Below are 18,284 nucleotides of genomic sequence, written 5' to 3'. Positions count from 1 at the left end.
GGCGCTCCCGCTGGGGGTGGCGCTCCCGCTGGGGGTGGCGCTCCCGCTGGGGGTGGCGCTCCCGCTGGGCGCGGCGCTCCCGCTGGGGGTGGCGCTCCCGCTGGGCGCGGCGCTCCCGCTGGGGGTGGCGCTCCCGCTGGGCGCGGCGCTCCCGCCCGACATGACCGGGCGCACTTCCAGCTCGTCGCCGTCGCCCACGACCTCGTCGGCCGTCAGGAGGTCGGCGCCGCGGATCACGAGGACCGTCCCAGGCAGGATGTCCAGCTCGCGGAGCACGTCCTTGACGCGCTTGCGCCCGGGCAGCTCGACCTCGCGGTTCGGATTGCGAAGCTTGATCTTCACGTCTGGATTATAGCCCACCGCGCGAGGACATGATACTAAGGTGAGGTGTCCATGGCCGATTCCGACCGCCCGCATCCGCACGCGCGCGCGCCGTGGCAGACGCGCTCGACGCGCCCCGTCTACGAGAACCACTGGATCAAGGTGCGCGAAGACGTGGCGCTCCTGCCCGACGGCCGCACCACGATCTACGGTGTCGTGGACTGCGCCGAGTGCGTCGGCATCCTGCCCTTCGTGGACACGGAGACCGTGCTCCTCGTCGGACAGTACCGCTACGTCGTCCAGGGCTTCTACTGGGAGATCCCGACGGGCGGCATGCATCCGGGCGAGAGCCCCGAGCAGGCCGCTCAGCGCGAGCTGGCGGAAGAGGCCGGGCGCGAGGCGGGCTCCCTCGTCAAGCTGTGTGATTTCCACACGTCAAAGAGCATCCTGCGCGAGACGGCACATCTCTACCTGGCCCGCGACCTGCGGCCGGTGTCGCGCTCGCCCGACCCGACGGAGTTCATCGAGCGACGCGAGTTCCCCTTTGCCGAGGTGCTGCGCATGGTCGAGCGCGGCGAGATCAAGGACTCGATGACGGTGATCGCCGTCCTCCACGCTGCCCGTCTTCGCACGTGAGCGACTCGAAGCCGTTCAAACGACCCCGCTACCTCGCGCTCTCCACGATGTTTCCCGCGCTGCGGACCAGGTCCACTCCGATCTCCTCGGCCCACTTCGTGTGGACAAGCCGGGTCTTGTCGCGGAACGCCTTCACATCGCCCGGCGAAAGCTGGACCCCCTCCATGCCGTAAATCTTCTGAATGTCGCGGGCTTCATCGTACTTCTTCGCCCGCAGCGAGGGATGGCGGAGGTTGGTCAGCAGGAAGGCCAGTTGCTTGTCGAAGCGGACCTTCCGGTCCTCTGGAAGCGCGGCGTACTGGTGGACGAAGCGGCGGGAGAACGCCGCTTTCATCGAGCGGCGCGTCGGAGCGCCCGCACCGCCGACTTGGCGGTCCGGAACGGACCGATGTACCGCCCTCGTTTGAATTCGGCGAGGCTCTTGGCGAGCTCGCGATCCACGACAACCCGGGGGGTCAAGGTGATGGTCTTCCCCCGCACCGTGGCCTCCAGCAGGTCACCCACCACCAGGCCGGCCTTCTGGCGCAGCACCGTGGGCAGCGTGACCTGGAACCGATCCTTGACTCTAACGAGGGCCATCGTTCATGCTCCTCTGTGCTGACAAATCAAACTTTCTGAAAGTCATAATTCTGACAACAGGCTACGCCGCGGCGAACCGAGAGTCAAGGGCGCTGGAGCCCGGCCGCCGAGGCTGAGCCGGCGGCGGCGATCGGCGGGCGCTGGTCCGCTCAGCCCTTCATCGCCCCCAGCGTGAGACCGCGCACGATGTGCTTCTGAACGAAGAGGGCGAGCAGGAGGACGGGGAGCGTGATGACCGTCGCCGCGGCGGTCAGGCCGCCCCAGTTGATCTCCTCGTAGGAGAGGAAGCTGTAGACGGCGATCGGCAGGGTGCGCGTCTTGTAGCCCGCGATGATGAGCGAGAAGAGAAAGTTGTTCCACGAGAAGATGAAGGCCAGGATGCCGGTCGCCACGATGCCGGGCTTGGCGAGCGGCAGGGCGATCCGCAAGAAGGCGGCGAAGTGCGAGCAGCCGTCGATCCGGGATGCCTCGATGAGGTCGCCGGGCACGTCCTCGAAGAACCCGATCATCACCCACAGCACGAGCGGCAGCGCCACGATGAGATGGGTCAGGATCAGCGCCGTGTAGGTGTCGATCATCTTCGCCTTCGTGAACAGGATGAACCACGGGATCAGGTAGCCGATGCCGGGCGCCATCCGCGCGGTCAGGATGGCCAGCGCGATGCCCGTCCGCTTGAAGCGGGCGATGGCGTAGGCGCCGGGCAGCCCGAGGAGCAGCGCGAGCCCCGTCGAGCCCATCGCCACCACCAGGCTGTTCAGCGTGAAGGTGAAGAACGGGTTTTTCTGGAACACCTCGCGGTAGTTGCCGAGCGTCGGCGCGAAGACCCAGACGGGCGGGTAGGCGGTGTTCTGGACCTGGGTCTTGAGCGAGGACAGGAACATCCACGCGAGCGGGAAGAGGAACGGGATCAGCAGGACCACGAGAAGGACGTAGGTCCAGGGGTTGACGCGGTCCCGCCCCCTGCCCGACACGCTCAGCATCTCACCACGCCCCCCTGCGGACCTTGATGAGGAGCAAACTCACACCGAGGACCAATGCAAAGAGGATGACAAGGAGCGAGCTCGCGTAGCCGATGTGGAAGTAGAAGAGGCCGACCTGGAAGGTGTAGACGTTCAGGGTCTCGGAGGCGAAGCCGGGCCCGCCCTGCGTCATCACGTAGATGATGTCGAAGGTCTTGAGGCAGTCGATGGCGCGGAAGAGCAGCGCGACCATGATCGTGGGGCGCAGGAGCGGCAGCGTAATCCGCCAGAACATCTGGGTGGCGGAGGCGCCGTCGATCAGCGCCGACTCGTAAGGCTCGATCGGCAGCGTCGCGAGCCCCGCCAGTGTGATGAGCGTAATGAGCGGGGTCCACTCCCATGTGTCCACAACCGCCAGCGCGGGGACGACGATCGCCGCGTTGCTGACCCACCGGTACGGCCCCAGGCCGACCAGCCCCACGAGGTAGTTCATTACCCCCAGCGTCGGGTTGTACATCATCATCCACACGAGCGCGATCGCCACCGGCGTCGCCACCATCGGCAGGAGAAAGATCGAGCGCACCAGCCCCTTGCCGCGGAACGGCCGGTTGAGGACGAGGGCCAGCGAGACGCCGAGCACTAGCTGGAGCGCCGTCGCGAGCGCGGTAAAGTACACGGTGAGCCAGAGCGCGTTGCGGAAGCGGTCGTCCTCGACGAAGGCGCGCCGGAAGTTTTCGAGCCCAACGAAGTGGGGGCTCGTGACGCTCGACGCGTACCACGAGTGCACGCTCATGTAGAGCGTGTAGCCGACCGGGAACGCCATGAGGAGGGCGACCGCGACGACGGAGGGGAGCGTGAAGACCGGCACCGGGTGGCGCTCGACAAAACGCGACCACCCGATGCCGAGGTGCCGCAACGGGATCTACTTCTTCTCGGTCTCTAGCATGATCCGCTTCACGTCGGTGGCCGCCTTGTTCGCGGCGACCTTGACGTCACCGCCCTGGATCGCGACCACGATGGCGGCTCCGATGGCATCGCGGCACTCCGCGACCGCCACGACCGGCGGGTTCCACAGCGGCGTGCCCACCTTGGAACCGACCGTCAGTGACTCGCGCAGATCGGCCGGGACCTTGGCCATGCCTCTCGGATCCTTCCAGACCGACTCGCGCGCACCGAGGACGCCCTTCTCGCTCTGCACGGCGAGCACCTGCTCCTTGGCGGTCGCCCACTGCATGAAGAGCCACGCGGCCTTCTGGTTCTGGCTGGTCTTGGGCATCGCGAGGCCCCATGCCGCCACCGTCGCGCCCTGCTGCCCCTTGGGCCCGCGCGGGAAGAGCGCGTACCCGACCTTGCCGACGACCTTGGACTTCTGCGCGTCCTCGATCACGGGGAAGAGCGAGTTGGCGTCGGTGTACATCGCGGCCTTGCCCTGCGAGAAGATCGACGAGGCCTCGTACCAGTGGTTGTTTTCCGAGCCCGGAGGGCCGTACAAGCGGAGCAGTCGGCCGTAGAGCTCGAGCGCTTTGACGCCGTCCTCGTTGTTGAACATCGGCTCGCGGTTCGGCGCGAGCCACGTGCTGCCCATCGCGTGCAGGTACGCCGCGAATTGCGACGTCGCCGCCGCCCGCTTGCCGCGCGCCACGATGCCGTAGCCCGGCTGGCCGTCGTCCGTCATGGCCTTGCCGTTGAGCGCCTTGGCCGCCGCCTCGAGCTCGTCCAGCGTGGTCGGCACCTTGACGTTGTACTTCTGGAACACGTCCTTCCGGAACATGAGCGAGGTGTTCTCGACCTGGATGGGCGGGCCGATGATCTTGCCCTCGATGACCATCGCCTCACGGGTCTTCTCGAGGAAGTCGTTCCAGTTGTAGTCGGGCGCGGTCAGCGAGGGATTTTTCAGGAACTCGTCCACGGGCTGGAGCCACCCCGCCCGCACGTACTTGAGACCTTCCTGGGCCGGCATGCTCATGAACACGTCGATCGAGCTGGCCCCCGAGGTCAGCTCGACCAGAACCTTGGCGCGGAACTGGTCCTCGGGGTACACCTCGGCGATGAGCTTGATCCCCGTGAGCGTCTCGAACTCCTTGAGATGCGGCTCGATCGCACCCTGCCACGGATGCTTGTTGAGAAGGACCCGCAGCTGGGTCCCCTTCGCCTGCTGCCAGTTGAACTGCTGGGCGAGTGCCGGCGAAGCCATCGCCACGCACAGCGCAATCGCAAGGACCCACACCTTCCGTGTGACACCCATGAGCTGCCCTCCCCTTTTCGTCTCTCGGCGTCGCTGCCGGAGTTGACCGCGGGTGAACGAGTTGATGACTGAGGGGACGTTCTTACTATCGCGCGCCCTCTATGTCAATGCGCCGGACGGATCAGAGCTTGCCGGCGAGATACATCGCACCGGTGGGCGCGGGGACGCCGGCCGCCGGCTCGAGCGTGACCGCGAAGGTGTCCACGGTCCCGGCTGCCTGAATCGGTGCCACGCGCAGGCTGCCGACGCCCCTGGCGTCGACGGTGAAGACACCCGCGGGCTGAGGCGCCCCCGTGCCGGCGATCGCCCAGAGCTCGTAGGCCTTGCCCTCCGGCGCCGGCGGCAGGCCCTGGGCGACGAGGAGGCCGCCCGCCGTCGCGTGCCAGAGCATCCTCGCCTTGGCGCCCCGCGCAGGCTCGAGTCCGGAGAGCGCGACGACCTGGGTCGCCGGGTCGCGGAGCAGCGCGAGTAGCGACTGCTGGCGCGCCGTCTCCTGCTTGAGCGCCGCCGCCTCGTGCGCCAACTGGGTCAGCCGCTGGTCGTAGTCGGCCGAGACGACCAGGCCGACGGCGATCGCGGCGATGCCGGCGGCCATGGCGCCAGAGAGGACGAGAGTCCACGTCGACCGGCGCGGCCGATCCGGCTTGACGGAGGAGAGCGTTCGCACCACCGCCTCGCGCGAGCGGCCCTGGGCGTCAATGCGCGCCATCAGCGCGGCCTTGACCGCGGGCGACGGGATTTCGGTGGTCTCCTCGGCGAGCCCGGTGACCGCGCCTTCGAAATCCCGGAGCGCGGCGATCGCCTCGGCGTCGCCGGCGGCGAGGAGCGCTTCGAAGCGCGCGCGGTCCTCCGCTTCGAGCGCTCCCAACGCGTAGCCCGCGGCCAGCTCGGCGATCTCGTCCCGGTTCATGGCTCCGCCTTCCCCTCTCCCGTCATCAGTTTCCGCTGGCGCTCGAGCCCCTGCTGCGCCCGGGTCTTGACCGTGCCGAGCGGCTCGCCCAGGCGGTGGGATCGCGCAGCATCCTCCGGATCAGCCCGAGCGCAAGCCCGGCGAAGGCGTCGTAGAAGCGGCCGAAGGCCTCTCGGTCACCCTGGGCGATCCTGGCGAGGAGCGCGACGGGCGCGTCTGTCGGAGTCCGGGCGGGCCGAGTCCCGGCGGTCTGCATATGGGCGTAATGACTACCAGCCATCCCGCCCGGGGTCAACACATCCGGGCGCCCGTCCCCGCTCGTAGAACCATGTAGCAGGAGGGCGCAGGCCCACAACTTCACAATGGAGGCGACACCATGACGTGGCGGCGGACGATCGGGATCCTGGTGACGGTGGCGGCGCTGGCGGCCGGCTGCGGCGGCGGCATGCAGGGCGGCACGACGATGACGGAGAAGAAGTCGCTCTACGACAGGCTGGGCGGCAAGCCCGCGATCACGGCCGTCGTGGACGACTTCATCGGCAACGTGGCGGGCGGCACGCGCATCAACAAGCGCTTCGCCACCGCGGACATCCCACGGCTCAAGACCATGCTGGTCGACCAGATCTGCCAGGCCTCGGGCGGGCCCTGAAGTACACGGGCGCCAGCATGAAGGACGCGCACAAGGGCATGAAGATCACCGACGCCGAGTTCAACGCGCTGGTCGAAGACTTCGTCGAGAGCCTCGACAAGTTCAAAGTGCCCGCGCAGGAGAAAGGCGAGCTCCTCTGCGCTCTCGGCGGGATGAAGGGTGACATCGTGAACCAGTAGCGCCGAGTCTCACAGGGTGATTGCCTGCGACACTGATTGGCAGTGGGGAAGTCGTTATAGGTGCTGATAGTGCCTTGACCCGGAGCGGTCTCCGCGACCGCTACTTAGCTCCTAGTGAGCCAGCGTGAGCACACTATCCGCCGCGAGACGTCTCTGTCAAGGCATGCTACGGTTTGGCTGATCATGACGACCGCGCGATTCGGCATCGTCTTCCTGCCCGGGTCTCTCACTGTATTTGGCGACCTGTGCCGCGAGGCGGAGGCCAACGGCTTCGACTGGCTCGGTGTGGCCGACTCGCAATCGGTTTTTCGCGAGCTGTACGTCGCCCTTACGCTGGCCGCGCTCAACACCGGGAGCATGCTGCTCGGGCCGGTTGTTACGAATCCATTGACTCGCCACCTGGTCGTCACGGCCAGCGCCATGTCGAGCGTGGACGAGCTGTCGGGCGGGCGGGCCATCCTGGGCCTGGGCTCGGGCGATAGCGCGCTCTACACGATCGGCGCCCCGCCGGCGACGCTGGCCGGCCTCGAGGCATCCATCGTGACCCTCCGGCGGCTCACGGGCGGCGAGCCCGTCGAGCGCGAGGGCCGCACTTGGCGGGTGAGCCGGTCGACCCGCCGAGTGCCGATCTACCTGGCGGCTGAAGGGCCGCGGACCCTCGAGCTGGCCGGACGGCTGGCCGACGGCGTGATCGTCGGCCTGGGTCTGACTCCGGACGTGATCGCCTTGTCGCTCGCGGCGATCGAGCGCGGGGCGCGCGCGGCCGGCCGGGCCCTGGCCGACGTCGACGTCTGGTGGCTCGCGAAGACGAGCCTGGCCGATCGGCGCGACGAAGCGATCGAGCCCATCAAGATGGCCCTGGCCGCGAGCGCGAATCATGCCTTTCGCTTCACGCTCGAGGGCAAGGGCGTGCCTCCGGATCTTCACGAAAAGATCAAGGCGCTCCAACGCGAGTACAATGCCCACCATCACGAGGTTCCGGGCGCCGCGAACGCCGCCCTGCCGGATCGCTGGGACCTGACCGATTTTCTCGCCGACCGCTTCGCCATCGTCGGCACGCCGGACGATTGCGTCGCCCAGATCTCCCGCGCGATGGCAGCCGGTGCCCGGCAGTTCATGATCACGGGCTTCGTGCCGGATCCGCGCGCCTTCATGCGACGTTGGGCGCGGGAGGTCGTGGCCGCGCTGCGATAGAGCGTGGGCAGGGCCTGGAGTCGACCCGGCCCTCAGGTTCCTTGCCGGGCGGCCGCCGAGGCGATAGAGTCGCCGGAGGCACTCGACGAGCAGGCCGAAAGGACCAGTCCATGCGATACGGCTTCTACCTGCCGACCCGCGGTCAGACGGCAACGCCGGAGGCGCTCGAGACGCTCGTACAGCGGGCGGAGGCGCTCGGCTTCAGCTCCGTGATGATCGCCGACCATGTGGTCTTCCCGGTCGCCATCAACTCGAAGTATCCGTATACCGTGACCGGCGCCTTTCCCGACCAGGGCGATGCGCTCGAGCAGCTCTCGCTCATGGCCTTCATCGCGGGCAAGACGCGCACCCTCCGTCTCGTCTCGAGCGTCATGATCGTGCCGCACCGGAACCCCGTGGTCACCGCGAAGACGCTCGCCACGATCGACGTGCTCTCCCATGGTCGTGTTACGGTCGGGGTCGGCGTGGGATGGCTCCGCGAGGAGTTCCGGGCGCTCGGCGCGCCCGACTTCGACCGCCGGGGCGCCGTGAGCGACGAGTACATCCGGATCATGAAGACTCTCTGGACCGAATGTCCCGCTTCGTTCACCGGCCGGTTCTACCGCTTCGAGGCTGTCCAATGTTTGCCCGCCCCTGTGCAGAAGCCGCATCCTCCGATCTGGGTCGGTGGTCACAGCCCTGCCGCGCTGCGCCGGGTAGCGCGTCTGGGCGACGGCTGGCATCCGGTGGGGCCAATCCCGCCGTCCCTCTGCGCGCGCCCGAACTCGAAGCGGCGCTCGACGAGCTGCGGCGGCTCACCGAGGCGGAAGGGCGCGATCCATCGCGCCTCACCATCTCCTACAAGGCGCCCGTCTACGACCCGGCTCAGCCTCTCGACGCGCGGATCGGCGAGCGACGGCCCTTCTCCGGCTCACCCGGTGAGGTCGAGAGCGATATCGTCACCTTCGCCCGACTCGGAGTGAGCGAGATCGTCTTCGACTTCCGCGGCGAGCGGCTGGAGGGAAGTCTCGAACGGATGGAGCGCTTCGCCCCCGTGATCCGCGACACCGCGCGCGTCTAGCCCAAGGAAGACCTACGGAAGACCCCGGGGGGGGAAGACCCTCGGGCGAGGCGGGCCATGACTGAGAATGGGTTTTATGTTATCTACGCTCCAGATGTCGATCGACCCGTCTGGATTCGTCCAGAGCCCCGGCGAGCGATCGCCGATCGAATAGCCGCGCAGCGGGGTGTCGACCAGGAGACACCCCTGCGGCGCGCGCTGGCTCTCCCTCGGCTGACCGATGCTGCGCGCTTCTGCGGTATAGTCGACGGCGGGCCGCTGGCCGGCCGCTCGTTCGCGCGAGCGGCCGGTAATCCCGAGAGCCCAAGGAGCGCAAAACCGTGAAAGTCATCGATGCCATCGCCCGCATTCTCAAGATCGAGGGCGCCGAGTTCCTGAGCGCCTATCCGACGACTCCCTTGATCGAGGCCGCGGCCAAGGCCGACATCCGGCCCGTGCTCTGCCGCCAGGAACGGGTGGGCGTGGGCATCGCCGACGGGTATGCGCGGGTGAAGAACGGCAAGAAGCTCGCCGTCTTCTGCATGCAGTACGGTCCCGGGGCCGAGAACGCCTTCCCCGGCGTCGCCACCGCGTACTCCGACTCCACGCCGATGCTGCTCCTGCCGCTCGGGCATCAGCGCGACCGTGCCCAGGTATTCCCCTTGTTCAGCTCGGCGCGCACCTACGCGTCCGTCACCAAGTCCGTCGAGACCATCACCGTGGGCAGCCAGGTCGCGGATGTCATGCGCCGGGCCATCAGCCTGATGCGCATGGGCCGTCCGGGCCCGACGATGGTCGAGATTCCCGCCGACATCGTGAGCGAGGAAGTGCCCGAGGCCCTGATCGACGCGTACCGGCCGGTCAAGGTGACGGCGGCCGGCGCCAGTGCGCGCGACGTCGAGACTGCCGCCCGCGTGCTCCGTGAGGCGCGGCGGCCGGTGATCCACGCCGGCCAGGGCGTGCTGTACTCCGAGGCATCGGATGACCTGGTCGAGCTGGCCGAGCTGCTCCAGGCGCCGGTCATGGCCACCCTCGAAGGCAAGAGCGCCTTCCCCGAGGATCACCCGCTCGCGCTCGGCACCGGCGGCCCGGCCGTGACCGGACACACCTTGCACTATCTCCGCGAGGCCGACGTGGTCTTCGGCATCGGGTGTAGCTTCACCCGCCACGGGATGGCGGCCAGCATCCCCGCCGGCAAGACGCTCATTCACGCGACCAATGACGAGCGCGACCTCAACAAGAGCTACGCCGCCGACTACCCGCTCCTGGGCGACGCGCGACTCGTGCTGCGCCAGTTCATCGAGGCCGTCAAGAGCCAGGGAGGCCGCCCGGCCGGACGGGAGAGCGTGCGCGCGGAGATCGAGCGCGTGCGCGCGGCATGGCTCGCCGAGTGGGCGCCGACGCTCGGCTCCGCCGAGGTCCCGATCAACCCCTACCGGGTCATCGCCGAGTTCATGCGCGCGGTAGACCCGCGCGACGCCATCGTCACTCACGACTCGGGGAGCCCGCGCGACCAGATCCTGCCCTTTTACCGGGCCGTCCCACCGCGCAGCTATCTCGGCTGGGGCAAGTCGCATGCGCTCGGCACCGGGCTCGGCCTCATCATCGGCGCCAAGCTCGCCGCCCCCGACAAGTTCTGCGTCAACTTCATGGGCGACGCCGCCTTCGGCATGACCGGGCTCGATTTCGAGACAGCTGTGCGCTGCGGGATCCCCATCCTCACCGTCGTGCTCAACAACTCGAGCATGGCCATCGAGATCCCGCACCTCGTCGTGTCGCACGACAAGTACGGCACGCGCGACATCGGCGGGCGCTACGCGGACCTGGGGCGCGCCATGGGCGGCTGGAGCGAGCGGGTCGAGCGGCCCGAGGACATCGCGGGCGCCTTCGCCCGAGCGAGAAAGGCCACCGAGGGCGGGCAGGCGGCGCTGCTCGAGTTCATCACCAGCCAGGAGACGCGTTTCTCGAATCGCGGCGTGCTGCGGTAGGTTGCCGGCCGCTGGGTTCCTTACCGAGCGTGGCCGCGGATCAGCACTGCCCGTGCCAACCCGCTCCCGAGGCGAAGCGGTGTGACAAGGAAGACCCAATGAAGACCAGGGGGGAAGACCGTCGGGCGAGGCAGGCCATGACTGAGAATGGGTTTGCTCTTATCCCCGCTCCGGCCGGAGCAACAGGGTGATCAGCGCATGCAGGGTCTGAGCCCAGTCGTCATGCCCGCGGGCTGAAAGGCCCACGCCGCCGGATCGATCCGAGAACCGCTCAGATCTGGGTGCGGACGAGCAGGCCCCGGCTGGCCAGCCCCACGCTGGCATCGAGCGTGTCGACGAAGGCCGTCCGCACCGGCGGAACACGGTTCAGATGCCACAGCGCCGCGCTGTTGGCCCACGCTGCCTCGCGGGCCTTGGCCACGTTCCACATCGCGATGACGTCGTCGAGCGGGCCCAGGCTCCCATCGATCTTGCGCACGACCCCGGTCAGCAGGATGGGCTTCACCAGTGTCTCGACGGCGCCGAGGATCGCGTTGACGCTCGTGTAGTCACGGTAGTGATCGCTCTGCCGGTCGGGGGTGGTGCCGCGGTCTCCGTGCGTCTGCACGAGCGCGAGCGGCAGATCGTGATTGATGTGGGCGTTCATCCCCGCGAGCGCGAACTGGATCCTGGCGATTCCGGGCGCCGATCGCGCCGCGAAGAGCGGGCGCCAGGCGGCGGGGCCTCCACCCGCCACCGACGCGGCAGCCGCCGCGAAGTAGAGATTCGCGAAGACCACGTCCAGGTACCCGATCCACGCGCTGTCCTCGAACCCGTGCGAGGTCGCGCTGGCGAGGACGGACCGGGTGACGGTCAGGTACAGGAGGTTGAACCACTTCAGCCCGTCCGCGTCCGGCAGCGTCGCGTCGATGCCGTGCATGATGGCGAGGACGTCGTCGATCGACGTGGCGGGAGCTGCGGTCAGCGTGGCGATCAGGTCCTGGTTCTCCGTCACCGGTGCCCTCCGTTTGGTGCGTCAGAAATGGGGGTCAGGTCTTGAAATCATACATTGCCGATCAGAGCAAGCCGCGATGAACGATCATCTGCCGAACCTTCATGTCGGATTGCAAGACCTGACCCCCATCAAGTCGGCTCGATCGGCATCCGCGCGATCCCGAGCCAGGCGATAGGCGCCCCCACCTTCTCGGCCGCCTGCGCAGCCGGCAGTGAGCGGTCCCAGTCGGCGGCGATGAAGCGCTTCGCGGTGACGCCCGCGGCAGCGTCGGACACCAGCCAGAGGAGCGGCGGCACCATGATCTCCGGCTGGAGCATCTTGCTGCGCTCCCCGGCATGATCGCCGACGAGCGGCGTGTTCGTCACACCGCCGGGGACGAGCACGTTCGCCGTGACGCCCGTGCCCGCCAGATCCGCCGCCATGATGGCCGTCGCGGACTCGGCGGCGGCCTTGCTCGAGCCGTAGAGCAGATAGCCCGCGCGGACCATGGTGCCGAGGCTGGTCGTCACGGTGATGATTCGCCCCTGCCGGGCGCGCAGCATGTGCGGCACCACGGCGCGGGCCATCATGATCGCCGCGGTGGCGTTCACGGCGAGGAAGCGGCTCCACTGATCCGGGGTCACTTCCCAGAACCGGATCGGGTTGCGTCGCGGATCCGCGCGCACCGACGCCTGGCCGATGCCGGCATTGTTGATCAGCACGTCGATCCGCCCGAACTTCTCCAGCGTGGTCGCCACGATCCGGTCGAACGCGTCGGGCTGCGTCAGGTCGGCCGGCACGGGTAGGACCGAGCCCCCGTTGCCGCCCGCGGCCGGCGCCAGCGCCGCCAGCGCCGTCGCATTCCGATCGACTGCCACCACATCCATGCCGCTCTCGATGAGGCCAAGCGCCATGGCCCGTCCGAGGCCGCTCGCCGCGCCGGTCACGATCGCGGCCTTCCGCTCTGTTGCCATCGGTGTGTCCTCCTTGTCTCCCGCTCTGTGCGACTATCCCAGAAGTCGAGACCTCGCGCCAGCACCTGCCCGCCCTCTGTTAGACTCGCGCCCAGCCGGTGAAGTAGGCTCAAGGATGGACCTGACCGAGGGCCAATGAGGTGACCCCGTGATTGCGAGCGGATGAACCATGAACCTGCCCCTGTTTGGCGGACACCGAGAAGGAGGACAACGCGATTCTGCGGAGATACCTGTATCTTCTCCGATACGCGCTTTTGGTGAACGGGGCTCGTGGTAAAGTGAGCGCGACGGAGATGGGCACCACTCGGTGGCGGTTTCGTGCTGGGGAGGAACCATGACCATAAGGATTGAGCATACGGTGCAGGTTTGGCGGGAGGACGGCTCCTACGTGGCGCGGGCCACGCCGCTGGACGTCATGAGCTGCGGGATGACTCCTGAGGAAGCCCGTCGGAACCTCTCGGAAGCCGTGGCGCTCTTTTTCAAAACCGCCTCCGCCCACGGCACACTGGCCGAGGTCCTGGAAGAGTGCGGGTATCGGCGAGTCAATGATGAGTGGCGCGCGCCGACCCTGTTGTCCTCCGAAACCGTGAGCCAGGCCATCTCTGCCTAAGGTGTCGGCCACGTGCCCAAGATCGTCCCCGTCCACTGGACGGTCCTGGAAAAGATCTTCGTCCGGGACGGGTGGCAATTCGACAGGCAAGAAGGCAGCCATCGATCCTACGTAAAGTCGGGCACGGCGCGCCCGGTGGTCATTCCGGCGTATGCCGCGGTGCCCGTTTCGATCATCCGGAACGTCATGCGAACGGCGAGCATGGACCGCGAGCGTTACTTCGCGCTTCTGTCCGAGGTCTGAGATTCTTGCTGTGACAAGGAAGACCCCGGGGGGAAGACCCTCGGGCGCGGCGGGCCATGACTGAGAATGGGTTTTATGTTGTCTACGGTCTCGTCGCGGCAGGCGCCGCGGTCATCCCGCCGCCTCGTGCGACTCTCGCCTCGCCGCAGGCCGTCACGAGCGAGGCGATCACCCGTAACCCGGAGGCCACTCATGCCTGATCCATTCGAGTACGTTTCCCGCGCGCAGCTCGAGTACCGTGGCAGTGCCCGCCACGCCTTCCTCGGAGAGGTGCCCGAGCCGGTCGTGTACGGCGTCCAGGGGGCGCTCCGCGAATACTACGGCGCGCCTCCGGGCCCGCCCGTCGCCTCGACGCTCGATCACATCGTGGCCGCCGTCGCGGGCTGAATGTACGGCACGCTGCGCGGCGCCCTGGCAGGGCGCAAAATCGAGTACGATCGGGAATCCTACAAAGCCTCCGTCGAAGGGCGCATCTCCGGCATCGGCAAGACCATCCGCATCAAGTCGATTCACGTCCACTACGACCTGGCCGTGCCAACGGCGTCACGCGAAGTCACCGAGCGCGCTCTGGCCGCCCATCCGCAGGGCTGCCCCGCGCATCAGAGCGTGAAGGACGCGATCCGGATCACCTGGTCGGCCACGCTCAAGGCGGGCGACCAGGTGCTCTCTTTGAGGGAAGAAGGATCCGATGCCCCTTCCGCCTAGAGACTTCAGTGAGCTAGGGTCAACCCGGCCCTGATCCCACAAGAGTGTTCGCACGCGGACAACGGTCGCCTCGCTCCGCTCATACTCTGCATGTCGATAGCAATGTCGACAAGGCCTGGTACGCGCGCTTCGCGCGCTCGACGGCCGGCAGATCGGCAGGCGCGCGGCACGGCGCCTCGATGGCCAGCGGCACGCCGGCCGGCAGCGCGGCGACCAGCTCGCGGAGCGGCAGGACGCCCTCGCCGGGCAGGAGGCGACCGGTGCGCGCTTCCCGGATGAGCGCGGGCGCATCGGTGGGGCCGGGCATGTCGGCCGACGCATCGCAGATCTGGGCGTAGCGGAACAGCGACGGATCGACCTGCCCGATGTGAGCGGGAAGCCCTCCCGACCGGCTGAAGTGGAGAGCGTCCACCACCACCGACGCGTTCGCCCGCTTCGACTTGGCCACGACCTGCGCGGCGTGGGCGAGCGTCCGGACCCCCGTGTAGATCGCGAACTCCAGGCCGACGTGCAGGCCGTACTGCGCTGCGTGGTCGCACAGCTCGCCGAATCGCTCGATCGTCCGCGCCTCCTCGGGCTCGGCGCTCATGACCAGCACGTGCTTCGCGCCGAGCCGCGCCGACACCTCCAGGAAGCCCTCCGGGATGCCGATCGGGTACTCGGGCTCGAAGCGAAAGAACTCGGTGTCGAGCACGGACACGCCGGCGTCCCCCAAGCGCAGCAGGGTCTCCCGCAGGAGCGGGCCCTCGTGCAGGATGTCGTACGGCGGGACGCCCACGCTCGGGGTGGCGGTCAGGCGGATGCCAATGGTCCGGAAGCCCGCCGCGGCCGCCACCGTGACCAGCTCGGGGGGCGTCGTGTCCAGCACGGTCAGGTGCGCGAGGGAGATCGGCCGGGCAGTCGTGGACATGGGGAGATAGTACCTCAGCGCTCCTGCGCTGTCCGAGCTGCGCTGGGCGGATGCAGCTGATCGCTACGATCGACGACCCCGCCGTGATTCAGAAGATTCTCGCCCGCCTTGGCTTCCCGAGCGCGCGGAGGGATCCACGGCCGCCGTCGCCCCTGACCGCGGCCGGAGCCAAGCAGCCGCCCCTTCCCGGCGTGAGCGTCTAACCGGTGTCGGGGGGTCCGGGCAGCCGCGGACGGCTGCCCTGCCGGGGCCTGATGGTCCCGTGGAGGGTTCCCACCCTGTGATTCAAGACCCCGATTTGACCTCTGATTCCCGCTCTGGCAGGATCGGCGCGAGGTGAGAGGGGGTTTATCAGCGCTGTGCCACGGCAGACCCCGGGGGGAAGACCCTCGGGCGCGGCGGGCCATGACTGAGAATGGGTTTTATGTTGTCTACGGTCTGAATCGCCCGGGCCAGATCTCGCCTGCTCAGAGAACCTGCCAGTAGCGGCGGCCTTGGAGGCGTATGACCTTGCCGAAGCCTGGCGCCTTGAAGTGTCCGGCCGCCACGATGATCTCTTCGCGCTCCAGACGCTCCATGAGGACCCGTCGAGTATGCTGCGTCATTTCGGGGTCCATGTCGGCCCGCGAGACCCAGTGTGTCTCGTGGAGCTGCACGGGGTTGTGCGCGACGTCTCCCAGGACCAGCGCGCGCTCGCCTTGCGAGGTGATCAGGATGCTCATGTGCCCCGGCGTGTGCCCGGGGGTGGGCAGGGCGGTCAGCTCGGGCGTGATGGTGTGCTCCCCGTCCATCAGCTCGATGAGGCCGAGGTCGGCCAGCGGCCAGACGCAGGTGGGAGCATTGGGAAAGCGCTGGGGCTGGACCTCCGGCTGAAGGCAGACGTCCCAGTCCTTGGTGCTCATCCAGTAGCGGGCATTGGGGAAGGTCGGCACGTAGCGCTCGCCCTGCGGCATCAAGTTCCAGCCGACGTGAGCGCGGTGCAGGTGGGTCAGCACGACCATGTCCACTTCGTCGGGTCGCACGCCGTTGTCCTGGCAGTCGCGCATGAGCTGACCCCAGGGGACATCGGGCGCGTCGGCGGGCTTGGGGCCGAGGCCCGTGTCGACGAGGATGGTCCGCCCTTGCGACCGGATCAGGAAGGAGCCGAGGTTGAAGCGGACCTTATGCTCCTCGGTCAGATCGGACTCATGCCCGTGCCAGTTGTCCTCGGGAATGGTCGGGAAGAAATTACAGAGGTCGAACTCGAGCATGCCGTCGGACAGCGACATGATCTCGACATTGCCTACCCGGATGACATTGTTCGGCACGGCCTGCGCTCCTCTCGTAGGAGATCCGAGCAAGGGCAGAGATGCGAGAGTCTAGCATGGCTTCTCAGATTGCTCCCCCTGGGGGCTTTCTCAAGTATCATCCAGTAGGAGTGTTGGAGTTGGGGGTGCCTATTCCCATGAACTGCCAGGACGCTCGCGAGTATTTCTCGGAGCTCCTTGACTCGCACATCGGGGACTCGCACATCGGGCTCACCGAGCGGGTCCCGCTGGAAGCGCATCTGCGCGAGTGCGAGGCCTGTCAGCAAGAGCTCGAGGCTCTTCGTCTCAGTGAGCGCCCTCGCCCTGCCGCGTGGCGACCGAGTTTCAAGCTCGACTTCTTCAGCAAGGCGCTCGACGGCCTGCGTCCGGCTGCCATGGTGGACCGGCTCCGCCAGCGAGTCTTCCCTCGCAACCGGGTCATCCGGCCCGCGCGACCGCGACCGGTCCTCTTCGGTAAGACGCTCGAGGCGCCGCGGCCGGCTGACAAACTCTCTCCGCGCCGGAGCGTGCACGCGCGAGGAAGAATCCCGTGGCGGTCCCGTTTCGGCGTCGCCCGCACAACGAAAGCCCTTGCGGCCGTTCGTCGCATCGACATCGTCGGCCCGCTTCACCGCGCGGTGTCGTCACTCGATCGGGTCGTCCGGCGTGCCCCGCCGGCGCTCGATATCGCCGGGAAATCGCTCGATGTCACCCGGAAATTGGTCGACGTCATCCGGAAGGCCGCGCTTGATGTCGGTGGGAAGGCGCTCCAGGTCACCCAGAAGGCGCTCGGGATTGCCCAGAAAGTGCTCGAGATCGCCCGTCAGACGCTGTTAATGACCGGGGCACTCGCCATCGTTGCCTGGCACCACCGAGGTGTCTTCCTTCGCGTCCAGGCCAGGCATCTTCGTCTGACCGCCACGGTGCTGCTGGTCTCGCTCGGTGCCGTCGGCCTCTTCAGGTACCGAGCCGAGCTCGATGTCGCGGTCCGTCACTGGGTGCCCTCGGCTCCTTCGAGCGGCGACGCCACGCCTCCGACACGCATGGCCTCCACGGAGCCGGCGACGCGACCTGAGATTCCTCCAGTATCCGTGCCCGCCACGGTAGTGCCGGCGCCGCCCGCGCTGCACCCGCCTCCTGCGCCACGAGCGCCGGAGCGGCCAACGCCGGAGATGCCAGCGAGGGTCACCGCTCCGCCCGCGCGGATGAAAAGCTCAACCCCGCCGCCGGCGCCTGTCACCCCCCGGCGCGCTCCCGCTCCCTCGCCGCCGGTTCGTGATACGCGTGCGAGTCGCGTCGAGAAGCCGGACGCGACCAAGCCCGACCGGATCGAGACGCCGCCGCAGAAGGCGAAGAATGGAAGCGTCAAGCAGGACATGGTCGCCTCCCCAGCGCAGCGAAGAGACCATCCGGTCGGAACGATGGCCGCGTCCACGCCTCCCGCCAACGGTGACGCGCGCCCGTCGCGCGATGTGGTCGGGAAACTCCGGGTCAAGAGCCGGAGCGGAGCCGAGCGCGACCTCGCGGCCTTGGTGGCGAAGGCCGGAGGGACCACGGTGAGCCGGCAGCGCGGTGACAAGATCACGGTGATCGAGGCCGTGGTGCCGAATCCCAGCTACGGCAAGTTTGCCGAAGGATTGAACCGCATCGGCTCATGGCAGATCGAGGCCGGGCGGTCCCGACTGCCCGATCCCGTGCGCGTGACCGTCAGACTGGCCGAGTAGCTCGCGCGCCGCCCTCCGCGTTTGCGGTCATCGCTTCTCTGGTCTATTCTTCTGCCTCATGACCCAGCCGGTGAAGTGGCCCGACGCCGCCCTCGCGGACCGGCCGCTGCACATGTCGATGGGCGCCTACGGTCCCAAGACCGGCATGCCGCGCATCCTG

General features: G+C 67.9%; 21 protein-coding genes and 1 pseudogene. 11 read left to right on the top strand and 11 right to left on the bottom strand.

Annotation, left to right across the window (positions count from 1 at the left end):
• A partial coding sequence (locus tag Q7W02_10665; protein MDO8476631.1) for a hypothetical protein occupies positions 1 to 342 on the bottom strand: 342 nt, incomplete at its 3' end.
• 51 nt (positions 343 to 393) lie between these two features.
• Between Q7W02_10665 and Q7W02_10660 the strand changes: the two genes are divergently transcribed.
• Positions 394 to 957 (top strand): NUDIX hydrolase, encoded by a 564-nt coding sequence (locus Q7W02_10660; protein MDO8476630.1) that lies wholly within the window; start codon positions 394 to 396, stop codon positions 955 to 957.
• Between the two features lie 28 nt (positions 958 to 985).
• Here Q7W02_10660 and Q7W02_10655 read toward each other — a convergent pair whose 3' ends face one another.
• The 6 genes from Q7W02_10655 to Q7W02_10630 all read right to left on the bottom strand — a co-directional run bounded on the left by Q7W02_10655 (position 986) and on the right by Q7W02_10630 (position 5,650).
• Positions 986 to 1,291, bottom strand: a complete 306-nt coding sequence (locus tag Q7W02_10655) for a hypothetical protein (protein ID MDO8476629.1) — start codon at positions 1,289 to 1,291, stop codon at positions 986 to 988.
• Positions 1,288 to 1,536 carry an AbrB/MazE/SpoVT family DNA-binding domain-containing protein gene (locus tag Q7W02_10650; GenBank protein ID MDO8476628.1) on the bottom strand — a complete coding sequence of 83 codons (249 nt, stop codon included), beginning with the start codon at positions 1,534 to 1,536 and terminating at the stop codon, positions 1,288 to 1,290. The genes Q7W02_10655 and Q7W02_10650 overlap by 4 nt, the downstream gene beginning before the upstream one ends.
• Before the next feature lie 149 nt (positions 1,537 to 1,685).
• Positions 1,686 to 2,516 (bottom strand): carbohydrate ABC transporter permease, encoded by an 831-nt coding sequence (locus tag Q7W02_10645; protein ID MDO8476627.1) that lies wholly within the window; start codon positions 2,514 to 2,516, stop codon positions 1,686 to 1,688.
• A 1-nt stretch (position 2,517) separates the two neighbouring features.
• Positions 2,518 to 3,411 carry a sugar ABC transporter permease gene (locus tag Q7W02_10640; protein ID MDO8476626.1) on the bottom strand — a complete coding sequence of 298 codons (894 nt, stop codon included), beginning with the start codon at positions 3,409 to 3,411 and terminating at the stop codon, positions 2,518 to 2,520.
• Between the two features lie 6 nt (positions 3,412 to 3,417).
• Positions 3,418 to 4,740, bottom strand: a complete 1,323-nt coding sequence (locus Q7W02_10635; protein MDO8476625.1) for a sugar ABC transporter substrate-binding protein — start codon at positions 4,738 to 4,740, stop codon at positions 3,418 to 3,420.
• Between the two features lie 121 nt (positions 4,741 to 4,861).
• Positions 4,862 to 5,650 carry an anti-sigma factor gene (locus Q7W02_10630; GenBank protein ID MDO8476624.1) on the bottom strand — a complete coding sequence of 263 codons (789 nt, stop codon included), beginning with the start codon at positions 5,648 to 5,650 and terminating at the stop codon, positions 4,862 to 4,864.
• Between the two features lie 376 nt (positions 5,651 to 6,026).
• Here Q7W02_10630 and Q7W02_10625 point away from each other — a divergent pair, with 376 nt between their 5' ends.
• From Q7W02_10625 to Q7W02_10605, 5 genes and pseudogenes are all read left to right on the top strand, one after another.
• Positions 6,027 to 6,299: a hypothetical protein gene (locus Q7W02_10625; protein MDO8476623.1), complete on the top strand. Its 273-nt coding sequence runs from the start codon at positions 6,027 to 6,029 to the stop codon at positions 6,297 to 6,299.
• Positions 6,300 to 6,316: 17 nt separating this feature from the next.
• Positions 6,317 to 6,478 carry a hypothetical protein gene (locus Q7W02_10620; protein ID MDO8476622.1) on the top strand — a complete coding sequence of 54 codons (162 nt, stop codon included), beginning with the start codon at positions 6,317 to 6,319 and terminating at the stop codon, positions 6,476 to 6,478.
• A 183-nt stretch (positions 6,479 to 6,661) separates the two neighbouring features.
• Complete coding sequence (locus Q7W02_10615) at positions 6,662 to 7,672, top strand: LLM class flavin-dependent oxidoreductase (GenBank protein MDO8476621.1); 1,011 nt, start codon at positions 6,662 to 6,664, stop codon at positions 7,670 to 7,672.
• 110 nt (positions 7,673 to 7,782) lie between these two features.
• A complete protein-coding gene (locus Q7W02_10610) occupies positions 7,783 to 8,634 on the top strand; it encodes a TIGR03619 family F420-dependent LLM class oxidoreductase (GenBank protein ID MDO8476620.1) in 852 nt (283 codons plus the stop codon).
• A gap of 412 nt (positions 8,635 to 9,046) precedes the next feature.
• Positions 9,047 to 10,699, top strand: a pseudogene (locus Q7W02_10605) (thiamine pyrophosphate-requiring protein).
• A gap of 271 nt (positions 10,700 to 10,970) precedes the next feature.
• Here Q7W02_10605 and Q7W02_10600 read toward each other — a convergent pair.
• Both Q7W02_10600 and Q7W02_10595 read right to left on the bottom strand, forming a co-directional pair.
• Positions 10,971 to 11,693, bottom strand: a complete 723-nt coding sequence (locus Q7W02_10600; GenBank protein ID MDO8476619.1) for a DUF5995 family protein — start codon at positions 11,691 to 11,693, stop codon at positions 10,971 to 10,973.
• A 128-nt stretch (positions 11,694 to 11,821) separates the two neighbouring features.
• Positions 11,822 to 12,646 (bottom strand): SDR family oxidoreductase, encoded by an 825-nt coding sequence (locus tag Q7W02_10595; GenBank protein ID MDO8476618.1) that lies wholly within the window; start codon positions 12,644 to 12,646, stop codon positions 11,822 to 11,824.
• Between the two features lie 334 nt (positions 12,647 to 12,980).
• Between Q7W02_10595 and Q7W02_10590 the strand changes: the two genes are divergently transcribed.
• The 4 genes from Q7W02_10590 to Q7W02_10575 all read left to right on the top strand — a co-directional run bounded on the left by Q7W02_10590 (position 12,981) and on the right by Q7W02_10575 (position 14,204).
• On the top strand, positions 12,981 to 13,256 hold the full coding sequence (locus Q7W02_10590; GenBank protein MDO8476617.1) for a type II toxin-antitoxin system HicB family antitoxin: 276 nt from the start codon (positions 12,981 to 12,983) through the stop codon (positions 13,254 to 13,256).
• A gap of 12 nt (positions 13,257 to 13,268) precedes the next feature.
• Positions 13,269 to 13,499: a type II toxin-antitoxin system HicA family toxin gene (locus Q7W02_10585; protein ID MDO8476616.1), complete on the top strand. Its 231-nt coding sequence runs from the start codon at positions 13,269 to 13,271 to the stop codon at positions 13,497 to 13,499.
• Positions 13,500 to 13,691: 192 nt separating this feature from the next.
• Complete coding sequence (locus Q7W02_10580; GenBank protein ID MDO8476615.1) at positions 13,692 to 13,886, top strand: hypothetical protein; 195 nt, start codon at positions 13,692 to 13,694, stop codon at positions 13,884 to 13,886.
• On the top strand, positions 13,887 to 14,204 hold the full coding sequence (locus tag Q7W02_10575) for an OsmC family protein (GenBank protein MDO8476614.1): 318 nt from the start codon (positions 13,887 to 13,889) through the stop codon (positions 14,202 to 14,204).
• A 79-nt stretch (positions 14,205 to 14,283) separates the two neighbouring features.
• On the opposite strand, the gene Q7W02_10570 is transcribed toward Q7W02_10575, so the two are convergent.
• Positions 14,284 to 15,114, bottom strand: a complete 831-nt coding sequence (locus Q7W02_10570) for a TIM barrel protein (protein ID MDO8476613.1) — start codon at positions 15,112 to 15,114, stop codon at positions 14,284 to 14,286.
• Between the two features lie 467 nt (positions 15,115 to 15,581).
• Positions 15,582 to 16,421, bottom strand: coding sequence for an MBL fold metallo-hydrolase (locus Q7W02_10565; protein MDO8476612.1), 840 nt, complete (start codon positions 16,419 to 16,421; stop codon positions 15,582 to 15,584).
• A gap of 125 nt (positions 16,422 to 16,546) precedes the next feature.
• On the opposite strand from Q7W02_10565, the gene Q7W02_10560 reads away from it, so the two are divergent.
• A complete protein-coding gene (locus Q7W02_10560; protein MDO8476611.1) occupies positions 16,547 to 18,124 on the top strand; it encodes a hypothetical protein in 1,578 nt (525 codons plus the stop codon).
• Positions 18,125 to 18,284 lie beyond the last annotated feature (160 nt).

It is taken from the genome of Candidatus Rokuibacteriota bacterium, assembly GCA_030647435.1.
Classification (GTDB): domain Bacteria; phylum Methylomirabilota; class Methylomirabilia; order Rokubacteriales; family CSP1-6; genus AR37.
Note: the sequence above shows the minus strand (reverse complement) of the source record. Positions and strands in the feature narration are given on the sequence as shown.

Bases quoted from the DNA above. Each gene is read 5' to 3' on its own strand.
- Q7W02_10660 (MDO8476630.1), top strand. From the start codon at position 394: ATGGCCGATTCCGACCGCCCGCATCCGCACGCGCGCGCGCCGTGGCAG.
- Q7W02_10655 (MDO8476629.1), bottom strand. From the start codon at position 1,291: ATGAAAGCGGCGTTCTCCCGCCGCTTCGTCCACCAGTACGCCGCGCTT.
- Q7W02_10650 (MDO8476628.1), bottom strand. From the start codon at position 1,536: ATGGCCCTCGTTAGAGTCAAGGATCGGTTCCAGGTCACGCTGCCCACG.
- Q7W02_10645 (MDO8476627.1), bottom strand. From the start codon at position 2,516: ATGCTGAGCGTGTCGGGCAGGGGGCGGGACCGCGTCAACCCCTGGACC.
- Q7W02_10635 (MDO8476625.1), bottom strand. From the start codon at position 4,740: ATGGGTGTCACACGGAAGGTGTGGGTCCTTGCGATTGCGCTGTGCGTG.
- Q7W02_10630 (MDO8476624.1), bottom strand. From the start codon at position 5,650: ATGAACCGGGACGAGATCGCCGAGCTGGCCGCGGGCTACGCGTTGGGA.
- Q7W02_10625 (MDO8476623.1), top strand. From the start codon at position 6,027: ATGACGTGGCGGCGGACGATCGGGATCCTGGTGACGGTGGCGGCGCTG.
- Q7W02_10620 (MDO8476622.1), top strand. From the start codon at position 6,317: ATGAAGGACGCGCACAAGGGCATGAAGATCACCGACGCCGAGTTCAAC.
- Q7W02_10615 (MDO8476621.1), top strand. From the start codon at position 6,662: ATGACGACCGCGCGATTCGGCATCGTCTTCCTGCCCGGGTCTCTCACT.
- Q7W02_10610 (MDO8476620.1), top strand. From the start codon at position 7,783: ATGCGATACGGCTTCTACCTGCCGACCCGCGGTCAGACGGCAACGCCG.
- Q7W02_10595 (MDO8476618.1), bottom strand. From the start codon at position 12,646: ATGGCAACAGAGCGGAAGGCCGCGATCGTGACCGGCGCGGCGAGCGGC.
- Q7W02_10590 (MDO8476617.1), top strand. From the start codon at position 12,981: ATGACCATAAGGATTGAGCATACGGTGCAGGTTTGGCGGGAGGACGGC.
- Q7W02_10580 (MDO8476615.1), top strand. From the start codon at position 13,692: ATGCCTGATCCATTCGAGTACGTTTCCCGCGCGCAGCTCGAGTACCGT.
- Q7W02_10575 (MDO8476614.1), top strand. From the start codon at position 13,887: ATGTACGGCACGCTGCGCGGCGCCCTGGCAGGGCGCAAAATCGAGTAC.
- Q7W02_10570 (MDO8476613.1), bottom strand. From the start codon at position 15,114: ATGTCCACGACTGCCCGGCCGATCTCCCTCGCGCACCTGACCGTGCTG.